This window comes from Nocardia nepalensis (genome assembly GCF_048910785.1).
GTDB classification, from domain to species: Bacteria; Actinomycetota; Actinomycetes; order Mycobacteriales; family Mycobacteriaceae; genus Nocardia; species Nocardia nepalensis.
Genome location: NZ_JBKBET010000004.1, coordinates 22,317 through 34,996 on the forward strand (window position 1 = coordinate 22,317; position 12,680 = coordinate 34,996).

10 protein-coding genes are annotated in these 12,680 nt (G+C 67.5%); 6 read left to right on the forward strand and 4 right to left on the reverse strand.

Translation table 11 applies throughout. The annotated features are described in order from the left end of the window. The first annotated feature begins 115 nt into the window (after positions 1–115). The 3 genes from ACHQ4I_RS03510 (at position 116) to ACHQ4I_RS03520 (ending at position 3,979) form a co-directional block, all read left to right on the forward strand. Positions 116–1,540, forward strand: coding sequence for an MFS transporter (locus tag ACHQ4I_RS03510; protein ID WP_420770207.1), 1,425 nt, complete (start codon positions 116–118; stop codon positions 1,538–1,540). 26 nt (positions 1,541–1,566) lie between these two features. Next, positions 1,567–2,397, forward strand: a complete 831-nt coding sequence (locus tag ACHQ4I_RS03515) for an SDR family oxidoreductase (RefSeq protein WP_420770208.1) — start codon at positions 1,567–1,569, stop codon at positions 2,395–2,397. 208 nt (positions 2,398–2,605) lie between these two features. After that, positions 2,606–3,979, forward strand: coding sequence for an FHA domain-containing protein (locus ACHQ4I_RS03520; RefSeq protein WP_420770209.1), 1,374 nt, complete (start codon positions 2,606–2,608; stop codon positions 3,977–3,979). A gap of 110 nt (positions 3,980–4,089) precedes the next feature. On the opposite strand, the gene ACHQ4I_RS03525 is transcribed toward ACHQ4I_RS03520, so the two are convergent. From ACHQ4I_RS03525 to ACHQ4I_RS03535, 3 genes are read right to left on the reverse strand one after another with little or no spacing between them, the layout of a single operon-like run. After that, on the reverse strand, positions 4,090–6,240 hold the full coding sequence (locus ACHQ4I_RS03525) for a serine/threonine-protein kinase (RefSeq protein WP_420770210.1): 2,151 nt from the start codon (positions 6,238–6,240) through the stop codon (positions 4,090–4,092). Further along, a complete protein-coding gene (locus ACHQ4I_RS03530; RefSeq protein ID WP_420770211.1) occupies positions 6,218–7,069 on the reverse strand; it encodes a hypothetical protein in 852 nt (283 codons plus the stop codon). Before ACHQ4I_RS03530 ends, ACHQ4I_RS03525 begins: the two co-directional genes overlap by 23 nt. Then, entirely contained in the window at positions 7,066–7,686 is a 621-nt protein-coding gene (locus ACHQ4I_RS03535; RefSeq protein ID WP_420770212.1) for a hypothetical protein, read from the reverse strand. Before ACHQ4I_RS03535 ends, ACHQ4I_RS03530 begins: the two co-directional genes overlap by 4 nt. 726 nt (positions 7,687–8,412) lie before the next feature. Between ACHQ4I_RS03535 and ACHQ4I_RS03540 the strand changes: the two genes are divergently transcribed. From ACHQ4I_RS03540 to ACHQ4I_RS03550, 3 genes are all read left to right on the forward strand, one after another. Beyond that, entirely contained in the window at positions 8,413–10,722 is a 2,310-nt protein-coding gene (locus ACHQ4I_RS03540; protein ID WP_420770213.1) for an FdhF/YdeP family oxidoreductase, read from the forward strand. Beyond that, positions 10,719–11,552, forward strand: a complete 834-nt coding sequence (fdhD, locus tag ACHQ4I_RS03545; protein WP_420770214.1) for a formate dehydrogenase accessory sulfurtransferase FdhD — start codon at positions 10,719–10,721, stop codon at positions 11,550–11,552. The genes ACHQ4I_RS03540 and fdhD overlap by 4 nt, the downstream gene beginning before the upstream one ends. A 67-nt stretch (positions 11,553–11,619) precedes the next feature. Then, the gene (locus tag ACHQ4I_RS03550; protein ID WP_420770215.1) at positions 11,620–12,153 is read left to right on the forward strand and encodes a hypothetical protein; all 534 of its coding nucleotides are present in this window, start codon (positions 11,620–11,622) and stop codon (positions 12,151–12,153) included. A gap of 78 nt (positions 12,154–12,231) precedes the next feature. On the opposite strand, the gene ACHQ4I_RS03555 is transcribed toward ACHQ4I_RS03550, so the two are convergent. Next, positions 12,232–12,642: an NUDIX hydrolase gene (locus ACHQ4I_RS03555; protein WP_420770216.1), complete on the reverse strand. Its 411-nt coding sequence runs from the start codon at positions 12,640–12,642 to the stop codon at positions 12,232–12,234. Positions 12,643–12,680: the final 38 nt, after the last annotated feature.

The window sequence follows — 12,680 nt, forward strand, 5'->3', positions numbered from 1 at the left end:
GCCCTAACGAACACTGTTTGACACGAACAGTGTTCGTCTTTTACCGTTCCCAGCAACCGAACAACGTTCGTCACGACCGTCGTTCGCCACGACTTCTTCCCGTCAGGAGATGGACATGAACACCCTCACGCAGCAAGCAGCACCGCCAGGCACCAAGGTCAGCGCCCGAATGTGGGCGATACTGGCCGTCACCCTCGCGGCCGACATCCTCGACCTGCTCGACTCGACCATCACCAATATCGCCGCGCCGACCATCGCGCGGGATCTACACGGCGGGCCATCGCTGATCCAGTGGCTCGGCGCGGGTTACGCCCTATCCCTGGGCGTCCTGCTGGTCGTCGGCGGCCGCCTCGGCGATCGCTTCGGCAAACGCCGACTGTTCCTGATCGGCTTGGCCGGATTCACCCTCGCCTCGGTCGCCTGCGGCCTCGCCGTCGATCCGGCCACGCTCATTACCGCGCGGCTGATCCAGGGCGCCTTCGGCGCAATGCTGATCCCACAGGGTTTCGGCATCATCACCAGCGTCTTTCCCCGCGACCAGATCGGTAAGGCATTCGGCGTCTACGGCCCGGCCCTCGGCTTGTCCGGCGTCTGCGGCCCGATCCTGGCCGGATTCCTCGTCGACGCCGATCTGTTCGGCCTCGGCTGGCGCGCCATGTTCCTGATCAATATCGTGCTCGGCGGCCTCGCCTTCGCCGCCGCCTATCGACTGCTGCCCGCCGAGAACGGCGACCGCACCGTCACCATCGACGCACTCGGCGCCGTCCTGCTCGCCGCGGCCATGCTCGGCACGCTGTTCGGCCTGATCGACGGCTCGGCCAATGGCTGGACCGTCGCCCCCTTCGCGGCCTTGGCGGCCGGAGCGCTGTCGTTCGCGCTGTTCGCCCGTCGGCAGATCACCGCGGCCAAACCACTGCTCGAGCCGACCCTGTTCCAGAACCGGGGCTTCACCTCGGGCCTGATCCTCGGTCTCGTATTCTTCGCCGCGGTCTCCGGCCTGTTGTACGTGCTGTCGCTATTCATGCAGAGCGGCTTGGGCTACACCCCGACCGACGCCGCGCTCGGACTCGCCCCGCTCGCCGTCGGCATCATCGTCGCCTCGATCGCCGCGCACCAACTGCTGGCCAAGCTCGGACGCAACCTCATCCTGGTCGGCCTGCTGATCACCCTGGCGGGTGCCGGTCTGCTGCTCATCCTGGCGCTCACCGTCGGAATCGGTGTTGCTCCCTGGGCTCTCGCGGCGGCGATCCTGGTGCTCGGCATCGGTATGGGCACCTGTTTCGGCAGCATCTTCGTCGTCACCATCGGCGATATCGACCCGTCCGAGACCGGGAGTGGCAGCGGATCCCTTTCCGCCGTACAGCAACTCGCCAATGCGATCGGCGCCGCCGCCATTACCACGGTGTACTTCCACACGGTCGATTCCGGTGAGGCGCACGCGCTGACCGTCAGCCTGGTGTTCGTCGCCGCCGCCACCCTGCTCAGCCTCGGATTGGTGCGACTGCTGCCGCGCCACGCCCAGGCCGAACAGCAGCACTGAATTACCCTCAACCCCAAGGACTTCGCATGATTCTCATTACCGGAGGCCGCGGCGCGGTCGCCACCAACCTCTTGTCCCTGCTGCGCGCCGACGGCCACGCCGTCCGCGTCGGCTCCGGCCGCCCTGAGCAGCTTGCGGCCGGAGTGCCCGCCGTCGCCTGCGACCTCCGGGACCCTGCCACCTTCGCTGCCGCGCTCGACGGGGTCACTTCGGTGTTCTTGTACGCCGAGCCCGAATGCAGCACCGAATTCGTTTCCGCCGCAACCGAGGCCGGAGTCACCCACATCGTGCTGCTGTCCTCCTCCGCCGTGCTCGATCCCGATGCCGCCGCCAACCCGGTCGCGAAATCGCATCTCGACGCCGAGCTCGGACTCGCCGACGCACCGATGACCGTCTCCGTGCTGCGGCCCGGCGCCTTCGCAAGCAATGCCCGCGGCTGGTCGTTCGCGATCAAGGCCGACCGCCCGGTCCGCCTCCCGTACCCCAACGCGTACACCGATCCGATCCACGAACTCGATGTCGCCGAGTGCGCCCATGCGCTACTCACGAAGCCGGACCATCGTGGGGGCGTCTACACCCTCACCGGTCCGCAGACACTGACGTTCACCGAGCAGATCGAGCTGATCAACAAGATCACCGGCCGCACCGCGACCATCGCCCAGGTCACCCCCGACGCGTGGAAACAGGAGATGGCCGAATTCATCCCCGCCCACTACGCCGACGGACTTCTCGACTACTGGCGCCGCTGCGACGGCGTGCCCACCCCGATCACCGACACCGTCGCCACCCTTACCGCCCATCCCGCCCGTCCCTTCACCACCTGGCTCGAAGACCACGTCGCCGAGTTCGCCGCCTGATCGTCACTGGCCGCTGACGCACAGCGGACCGCACAATGTGTGCGAGGGAGCCATTGGGATGTGCGCGTTAAGTGACGCACATCACTTTGGCGACGAGGGCGGACACGGATCATTGCGTGCGGGCGCTATTGGTTCGTCGAGGGCCGGTTTCGGGTGCTCTGCACGCTCTATGCTGGACGCCGGTTAGTGGTCCGGGAAGGAGGCGCGGGTGCAGAGCAACCCGTCGACCGTGGGGATTGCGCCGGGCGATGGCCTGATCGCACGCTTCGGTGCGGTTGTCGTGTATCTCGCGGGCGAAACCCCTTCCACCGACCGGATACTCGGCGCGATCGAGGCCGTGGCCGATGCGCGGCACCCAGGGGCGGCGATCGCGCAGCGGCTGGCCGCGGTGGTTTTCGGCGGCAATTCCGAACCACCGCCGTTCGGGGTGGTCGCGCCGACGGCCGACGGCACCGTCATCCTGCTGCGCGGCCAGGTGAGCGCGGAGATCCAGGGCGCGGAAGGAACCCGCCGCCTCGCCGGGGCACGCGCGTTCACCTGGGTAGACGAAATCGTGCGAGAACCCGTGCGCCGGATCACCGTCGGCGCCGACACCGCGTTCCCGATCCACGAGCTGCCACGCACCGACCTACGCGCCGGTATCGTCCCCGGCGGCGGCTTCACCCTGCGCATCGCGCCCCGACGCGCGGCCAAATCCGTGGCCAGTGGCCGTCCCGCCCATCCATCCCCGTCCCCCGGCGCCACCCCCGAACCGCCGCCAACTGCCCCGGCCGGATTGGAAGCTCTCCTCGCCCCGACCACAAAATCTCAACCCACCTCGAAGGGCCGCACGGACAAGCCCGCTGGCTCCACTTCATCCGCCGGATCGGCACAACCCGCCGGGACTTCGCGGCAGTCCGCTGCGCAATCCGAGGAGCCGACCGAGAATGCGGGTCCCGCATCGGCGAAATCGCCCACGACGCGGGGCCCGGCTGGCGCGAAGAGTCGGACGGAGTCTGGTGGCGGGGCGGCAGTGGGGCCCGAGGACCTCAGTACTCAGGCTATGTCCGCGGCAGCGCGCGGGGAGCCTGATGGGTCACGGGCGGGTGCGCCGTCGCGGCCCGAACCTATTGCGCTGCACAAGATCCCGCCATTGCAGGGCAAACGACCACGACCGGTGCGCCCGGTTGGGGATGTGGGCAATCCGGACAGTTCGGGGCCCGTTGTCGGCGCATTGATTCTCGAGGACGGCGCGGCATATCCGCTGGACCGAGCATATGTCGTCGGTCGCAGTCCGATGGTCGACGAAGCGGTGCGTGCGGCAACCGCCGCACCCATCACCGTCCCCCGCGACCGCCATGTCTCCCGCGTCCACGCCTATGTCTCGGTCGACCGCGGCAAGGTATTCGTCCGCGACGCCTCAACTCCCGCAGGCACTTTCATCGCAGCCCCCGGTGACGATGAATGGACCCGAGTCGGCACCGCCCCGATCGAGCTACCGCCCGGCTGGACCCTCCGAATAGGCCAACGCATCCTCACCTACCGCACCGAAGACCGCTCGAAGCATCCGACAGAGGCCACCAGCAAGGGCCGCCGCCCCTGAGCGGATCGCTGAGCCGTGGCTAGCGGCCTTCCCGCCATGCCCGGATGCCGTCCTGGACAACTGGCGACGTCGGCGGAGCGCCGATACGGTCCACACTCCACCGAGTGCGGTCAGCGGCTTTCCCGCCGCCCGCGGCGAATGTAATAGCGTCGCTTGCCGATTCGGCGTGCGCCGAATGCGACTGCGAGGCCCGCGGCGGCAGCGAGCGTAGCGCTGACGACGAGGGTTGGCAGGGTTGCCGGTGTGCCGAGCAGGATCCAGGCAGCACCGGCTATCGCGGCGGCGAAGAGGGCCGAACTCGTGGACAGAGCGATGATGTTGGCGAATCCGCCGTGGCCACGACGCAGAGTGCGAGTATTGGACTCCAGGTAGGCGGCGGCGAACAGGGCCAGGATCACGATCGCGGCCGAGGTGGCGGTGAGCGTCGGGCGCTGCGTTGTGTGCAGTTCGATTCGCTGTGTGGCGATTTCGGTGCCGTTGCGCAGCAGGGTCAGCTCACCGTCGAGGTTGCCCGCCAGCACATGCGGGTTGACCGGATCGGGCAGCATGGCCGCGCCACCGGGCCGCAGCGGCACCGGCTCCCCACCCAACCGCACGCCGACCACATTCACCGTGAGCGAGGCCGAGTCGACATCGATCCCATTGACTTGCAATGGAATCGGCTCTGACAGATCGATTTCGATCGGATTCGAATCCGCCGGATCGGCACCGGCAACGGTGACGGTCCTCGGTGCCAGATCTCCGCCGGCCACGGGTGCGCCGAGCCCGAGCATCGCAACCACACAAGCACCCACCGCGAACAACACAGCCGCCAGGAACGGCAGCCGAGGCGAAGCGAAGGTGACGACATCACGAATAGGCACCAGATCGCGCCGATCCACCTCCGCCAACCGAACACCCTTGTCCTGCAACCCAGGTACCGGCCGCACCCGAACCATCGGAGGCCGAAACGGTCCGGACCGCGCAGGCTCGCCAACCCCCGCCCTCCCGAACGACGGAGGCCGAGCCGACCCGACGCACTCCTGGCCCGGACCCGACTCCGTCTCGCCCTGAGCAGCGGAAACTCCGTACCACGGGCGATCGGATCCCCCCTGCGGCGAAGTCCGATCCGGAGGTCGAGCCCCTTCCGTGGCAGAAGTCGGCCGATCCAGACCAGGCGTCGCCGTGCCGAACTGCTGGCCACCGCCCACAATCTCGCCGGGTGCGCGCGAATCCGAGTCACGCACATGCGGCTCCGGCACCGCTTCCGTCGGCGTCGACGAAGTGCTGCGCGAACCCCGCACACCTTGCGGTCTCGGCGTCACCTCACCGCGACGCCGCGCCGTGCGACCACTCCCGGTCGCGGCGGCGACGATGGTGTCGGCACCGATGACCGGGATCCCGATCGGGGTCAGCCAATCGCCACCCCAGCAGGAGGCGGCGGGTTCGGCGAGGGCGATGCCGAAGAGCTCGGCGGTGTCGAACCGGGCGGCGGGATCGGTTGCGAGGCCACGCATCACCACATCGGCGATCCGCCCGGGAACACCGGGCGCGACTTCGGCGAGCGGTATGGGTTCGCAGAAGGCGTGCGCGAAAAGCGTTGCGAGGTGATCTTCGTTCGGAGGGAACGGCAGCACGCCGGACAGCAGCTGGTAGAGCATGGTGGCCAGCGCGTAGACGTCGGTGGCCGGGGAAAGCGCTTGTCCGCGTGCCTGTTCCGGTGCGATGTAGGACGGCGTGCCGACGATCTCGCCGGTCCTGGTCACCAGCGTCTGGTCACCGCCGACGATCTTGGCGATGCCGAAATCGGTCAGTTTGATCGCACCCCCGGCGCCGAACATGAGGTTCGACGGTTTGACATCGCGGTGCAGAATCTGATGGCGGTGCGCCGCTTCCAGTCCGGCAGCGCAGGCCAACCCGATCGCGACCGCCGTCGCGGCGTCGAATCCCTCGGTGGCGAACCGGCTGCCGACGGTGCCACCGGGCAGATACTCCATCACCAGCAGGCACAGCTCGTGATCCTCGATGTAGTCGAAGACCCGCACCACATGCGGATGATCGATCGAAGCCAGCAACCGCGCCTCGGCGACGAACCGGCGCCGCACCTGCTCGTCGTGCGCGAACTGCGGTGGAATCTGTTTGATGGCGACCGGTCGCCCCAGCCGACGATGCGTACCCGCCAGCACCACACCGCATCCGCCCCTGCCGACCTGCGCGCCGATGTCGTACGCGGGCAGCACGGCCCGCAACCGGCCGGTATCACTGGTCAAGTCGTTGCCCATCCGGGAACCGCACAGTATCCACCTCGTCGAGTTGCGTGGTCGGGGCAAGATCCTCGTCGGTCCCCACTTCCGGTGTCGGCGAACAGTAGCCGAGCAGGAAGCCGACGGCGGCCGCCACTGCGGCTACCGTGAGCCACAGCCCCGTGTCCGGAACCCACCACCGCGCAACCGATGCGGTGAATCCGAAGACCAATCCGATGCCGACACCGGGCGCGAGCAACCGCAACCCGCGCTGCCATCGATTGGTGGACAGCCGATGCCGGGCAATGGCCAGCGCGGAATCGGCGATGGCGAGCATGGTCAGCACCGCGAGCGCGATCCCGAACAGCCCGTACACCGATCGCAATGAGCCGCGCACATCGGTGTCGAGCGGTATCGACGCGACCCGCCTACCATCGTCGCCGATCACCGCCAGATCCGCACCGATCAGTCCGGTCGCCTGGCCGTCCAGTCCGGTGAGATCGAGCCGATACTTCAGCGCATCGGATTTCCCTGGCGCGATGGATAATTCGACAGCGGTCGAGTAGGAGAAGAAGTTCAGCCCGAGCACATGCCCGGCCAGATCCACCCGCCGGATATGCACTGCCGCATCGGTGTTGTTGGTCAAGGCGATCGCCATGCTGACGGCGCTGTTCGGGTGCAGCCGTAGTGGTTTGGCGTCGGAAGTTTCGGCAATATCGTGATCATCGATGGTCGCCGACATATCTACGCCTCGCGGCCTGGCCGCGGCCTGTGCCGCGAACAATGCGGCGAGCATTCCCAGCAGCAGCGCGAACACGCTGGGCAGCACGATAATTCGCGTCGCCGCCGAGACGCGCGCCCGGATCACGGTCCCCTCCGCGCGGGCAGATGCGAGACGAGCCGATGCCCGTAGAACCACGCACCGAGCAGCAGGAAGAACAGGATCACCGTCAATGTCGATGTGGCCGCGCTGATTCGGCTGACCAACACCACATCCAGCGGCGCGCTGAGCGTGCGCCCACACCGCGCCGTCACCTGATAGCGCCCGACATCGATCGAGGTCAACGCCAGCGGTGCGCGGAATCCCCCATCGACCCCCGCGACGGTGCTGCCCACCGAAGTCTCCCCGACCAGCAAGCTGACCTGCGCCTGCGGATCGCAGCCGGATCCGGCCGCGGTGACATCCCCGCCGGGCCCGATCGCCGAGGGGGTGAGCTCGAGCCCGGCGGGGTGCGGTGGGACAGGTGGCGCCGAAACCGGTGATGTAGTCGACGGCGCGATCTCCGTCGGGTCCGCAGGCCGAACGGGCGGAACAGGCACTTCGGGCGACGGTCGCGGATTGTTCGGCGTCTGCGGGTTATCCGGCGGATTGTCCGGCGTCGGATGCTGCGGCGGGGCGGTGGTCGGATCCTCGGGCGGCCGATCCGGAGTGGTCGGCTGTTGCGGAGGCGGCGGCGAGGTCGTAATGGTGATCGGCGGCAGCACAGTATCCGACGGTCGCGGTTGATCACTGCTGGAAGGCGATCCGGAGCACCCGTCGGATGACCGCCCCGCACAGGGGTCCGTGGGCACCCGACTACTGGTCGTCGTGCCGGTACCGTCATGCGTCCCGGTGCCGTCCGAATCCCCATCCGGCGTCCCGGTACTGGTCTGCGCCCCGGATCCGTCCCGCGTACCAGCCCCATCCTGGGTCCCGCCACCCGGCGGTTGCTCCACGGTGCGCGGCTGCGACCGAACCACCGACGAAGTCGGTTCCCCCGAGGCCGGAACCCCGAACGCCGACACCCCGCCGACCACCGGTCCAACACCGGCGAGCACAACGGCACAACACAGAATTGCCGATCTGACCCCACGATTCACACGACGACACCCCACCTGCCGACGCTCCCCGCCGACACGCGCGGGAATTGCTGCCTGCGTCCCCATCGGCCATGCCTCAGATCAGCGATTTGATCAGTAGATATGGTAAGCCCGCACTCGCCGACGCGGAGCCTTCTCGCCCAGCCCGCACTCCGCGAAAACCGCTGGCTACCAGGTGGCGTCGCCCGTGCGCGGTCGACGGACAACCTGCCGAATGCGCCCCGAGTGCCTACGATCCGAACCGAGCGGCATCCGGCCTGCGGGAACCCGACGACCGCAAGAACGCGGCGACCCGGGATCGGACAAAGGGTGCCCCGCGACAGAATTCGTGCGGAGAGGACAATATCCAGCATGCACCGTAATGGGCCGACACAGGACATCGACGAGTCCGCGCTGACCGTGACCCAGCCGAAGGAGCAGGCCGCGGGCGTGACCGCCGTGGCCGTTGCGCTGAAACGCGGGGTCGAGGAGATGGGTGTGCTGCGCACCGCGCGCACGCTGGCCCGACTCAATCAGGTGCACGGTTTCGACTGTCCGGGCTGCGCCTGGCCGGAGCCGACGGGGCACCGCCGCCCGGCGGAGTTCTGCGAGAACGGCGCCAAGGCCGTCGCCGAGGAGGCGACGCTGCGCACTGTCACTCCCGAATTCTTCGCACAGCATTCGATCGAGGAACTGGCGAGCAAATCCGGGTACTGGCTCGGCCAGCAGGGCCGACTCACCCATCCGATGGTGCTGCGCCCCGGCGACACGCATTACTCGCCGATCGAGTGGAACGAGGCCTACCGGCTCATTGTCGAGCACCTGCGCGCCCTGACCTCACCCGATGAGGCCCTGTTCTACACCTCCGGCCGCACCGCCAACGAAACCGCATTCCTGTATCAGCTGCTGGTGCGCAGCTTCGGCACGAACAACCTGCCCGACTGTTCGAACATGTGCCACGAATCCTCCGGCGCCGCGCTGACCAGCTCCATCGGCATCGGCAAGGGCTCGGTCTCGATCGACGACTTCGCCAGGGCCGACCTGATCATCGTCGCTGGCCAGAACCCGGGCACCAACCATCCGCGCATGCTCAGCGCACTCGCGGGCGCGAAGGCCAATGGCGCCAAGGTCATCGCGGTCAACCCGCTGCCGGAGACCGGCCTGCTCGGCTTCCGCGACCCGCAGACGGTCAAGGGTTTCACCGGCGGCGTCGCCATCGCCGACGACTTCCTGCAGATCCGCCTCGGCGGCGATATGGCGCTGTTCCAGGGGCTGGGGAAGCTACTGTTCGAGGCCGAGGACCGCGCGCCCGGCACGGTGATCGACCGCGAATTCGTCGACACCCACTGCGCGGGCTTCGCCGAATACGAAAAGAACCTCCGCGCAGTCGATCTTGGCACCGTCCGCGCGGCGACCGGCCTCACCGACGACGACTTGCGACGCACCGCAACGCTTTTGGCCGAATCGAAGAACGTCATCATCTGCTGGGCGATGGGCCTGACCCAGCAGAAGCACGGCGTCGCCACCATCGAGGAGGCGACCAATCTGCTCTTGCTGCGCGGCATGATCGGCAAGCCCGGCGCGGGCGTCTGCCCGGTGCGCGGCCACTCCAACGTCCAGGGCGACCGCACCATGGGCATCTGGGAGAAGATGCCCGACACCTTCCTCGACGCCCTGGACCGCGAATTCGGCATCACCAGCCCGCGTAATCACGGCTACGACACTGTCGACGCCATCCGTGCCATGCGCGCGGGCGCCGCCAAGGTGTTCTTCGGCATGGGCGGCAATTTCGTCTCCGCCACCCCCGATACCGAAGTGACCGAGGCCGCCCTGCGCAGTTGCGCGCTGACCGTGCACGTATCCACCAAACTCAACCGCAGCCACGTCGTGCACGGGCAGACCGCACTGATCCTGCCCACCCTCGGCCGTACCGATCTCGACTTGCAGAACGGCACGAAACAGCAAGTGTCGGTGGAGGATTCGATGTCGATGGTGCATCTGTCCACCGGTCGGCTGACGCCGGTCAGCGACCAACTGCGCAGCGAAGTCGCCATCGTCTGCGAACTCGCGCAGACCCTCTTCGGCACCGATCATCCGGTGCCATGGGGACAGTATCAGCGCGACTACGACAAGATCCGCGATGCGATCGCCCGTGTCGTACCCGGCTGCGCGGACTACAATAAGCGGGTGCGCGACCGCAATGGTTTCGTCCTGCCGCATCCGCCGCGCGACTCCCGCGAATTCCGCACTCCCACCGGCAAAGCCAATTTCGCGGTGAACGAACTGTCCTGGACCCCGGTGCCCGAGGGCCGCTTGATCCTGCAGACCCTGCGCAGCCACGACCAATACAACACCACCATCTACGGCCTCGACGACCGCTACCGCGGCGTGCACGGCGGCCGCAAGGTGATCCTGATGCACATCGACGACATCACCGAATTCGGTTTCGTGGACGGCGATCTGGTGGATCTGATCTCGGAATGGACCGACGGCACCGAACGCAAGGTGACCGGCTTCCGCATCGTCGAATACTCCACCCCACGCGGTAACGCTGCCGCCTACTACCCCGAGACCAACCCCCTGGTTCCCCTCGATCACGTTGCGGCACGGTCGAATACACCGGTCTCCAAGGCCGTGACGATCCGATTGGAGCCACACGTGCATGTGAGGCAGCCGTCGTGAGTAGAGTGACCGCGCGCCGCAAGATGCGCCGCATCTCCCCCGGCGGTGTGGTCGAACGCCCGGATTCCCTTGCGGTGGAAGAACCGCTGGAACTGCGCCTCGACGGGCAATCGCTCACCGTCACCATGCGCACCCCCGGCAACGATATCGACCTGGTACACGGATTCCTGCTGGGCGAGGGCATCATCAACGCCGCAGAGGATGTGGTGAGCGCCCGCTACTGCGCGGGCACCGACGAGAACGGCCACAACACCTACAACGTCCTCGATGTCCAGCTGCGCACGCCGCTCCCCGTGCAGGCCCGCAACTTCCTCACCACCAGCGCCTGTGGGCTTTGCGGTAAAACCGCACTCGACGAGGTCCGCACCCGCACCCGATTCCCGCTCCCGACCACCTCGATCACCGTGGACAGCGACACCCTCGCAGCCATGCCGGACCAGTTGCGCACCCGCCAAACGGTTTTCGACGCCACCGGCGGCCTGCACGCCGCCGGACTGTTCACCGCCGACGGCACCGCACTCGCCGTACGCGAGGATATCGGCCGACACAACGCCGTCGATAAGGTCCTCGGCTGGGCGCTGCTCGAAAGCCGTATTCCCGCAGCCGATCTCGTGCTCATCGTCAGCGGCCGCGCCTCCTTCGAACTGGTCCAGAAAGCCGTAATGGCGGGCATCCCGATGCTCGGCGCCGTCTCGGCCCCCAGTTCACTGGCCGTCGACCTGGCCAACGAATCCGGCCTCACCCTGGTCGGCTTCCTGCGCGGCGACACCATGAACATTTACACCCGCGCCGACCGGCTGACCGTCACCGACGAGGTCGCCGCCTATTGATCGCGGCCGATGTCCGATTTACGGTGACAACACCAGATCCATAGTTCGGCGATGAACGGAGAGACCGATGCGGATCACGGTCGATGGCAAATCCGGCGGACTACGTGTGCGAATGCGCTTCGAACAGCAGCGCAAGCGCTGGCTGGCGGTCCGAATCATGTTGGGGATATTGGCATTCCAGGGCGCGGTCGTCGGCCTGTGGGCGGTTTTCGCGCCGCATTCGTGGTACACCAGTTTTCCGGGCTTCGGCATGCAGTGGATCTCGGCCGACGGTCCGTACAACCACCATCTCGCATCCGACGTCGGCTCGTTCTTCCTGGCGCTGACCGCCGTCACACTTGCCGCGCTGTACCTCGGCGGCAGCGCCCTGGCCCAGGTCGCGGGCCTGGGCTGGCTGGTCTTCGCGGTGCCGCACCTGATCTATCACGTCTTCCATAAGCCCGCCGAGATGGGCGCGGGAAGTTTCACCCTCAGCATCATCGGCGCCGCACTGATCCTCGCCCTCGGTCTTGCGCTGATCGTGGTCACCCCGCGCGGGGCGCAGCTGCGCGATCCCGACCCGATCACCTTCCAACTCCCCCGCCGCCGCACACCGCGCTGAATCCGGCGAAACAGTCAACGCCCCACAGCGCATGCTGTGGGGCGTTCGGTCTGTCGAATGTCAGTGCGCGTCCGACGTTCAGGACGCACCCCATCCGCCGATCTCGGTCAAATGGTCGAGGGCCCGCACCACGGCCGGTGCGCACCGATGACCGTCATTCGGTCCGAGCCACGCCATCTCGGCGATCTCCGCGGCCGGAGCCGGTGTGCCGTGACCGGGCGCGCGGAAGCAGTGCATTTCGACCAGAGTTCCGGGACGCCCGTGGGCGGGGGCCGTAATGGTCACCACGGGCGTGATCCGGTGCGCCTCCAACTCGACGCCCACTTCCTCGCGAACCTCGCGAACGAGCGCTCCCGCCAGGGTTTCCCCGGGCTCTGGCTTGCCGCCCGGTAGATAGAAGGCGTCGCGTCCCTCGGTCCGGACCGCGAGCAAGCGGCCGTTCTCGACGCACAGCCACGCCACCGACGTGAGCGTTCGTTCCCCGATCATGCTCCGAGCTGATCCTTTCGAGCGACCTGCAAGCAGTC

Coding starts and splice junctions, on each gene's coding strand:
- ACHQ4I_RS03510 (WP_420770207.1), top strand. CDS start 116: ATGAACACCCTCACGCAGCAAGCAGCACCGCCAGGCACCAAGGTCAGC.
- ACHQ4I_RS03540 (WP_420770213.1), top strand. CDS start 8,413: ATGCACCGTAATGGGCCGACACAGGACATCGACGAGTCCGCGCTGACC.
- ACHQ4I_RS03555 (WP_420770216.1), bottom strand. CDS start 12,642: ATGATCGGGGAACGAACGCTCACGTCGGTGGCGTGGCTGTGCGTCGAG.
- ACHQ4I_RS03515 (WP_420770208.1), top strand. CDS start 1,567: ATGATTCTCATTACCGGAGGCCGCGGCGCGGTCGCCACCAACCTCTTG.
- ACHQ4I_RS03525 (WP_420770210.1), bottom strand. CDS start 6,240: ATGGGCAACGACTTGACCAGTGATACCGGCCGGTTGCGGGCCGTGCTG.
- ACHQ4I_RS03550 (WP_420770215.1), top strand. CDS start 11,620: ATGCGGATCACGGTCGATGGCAAATCCGGCGGACTACGTGTGCGAATG.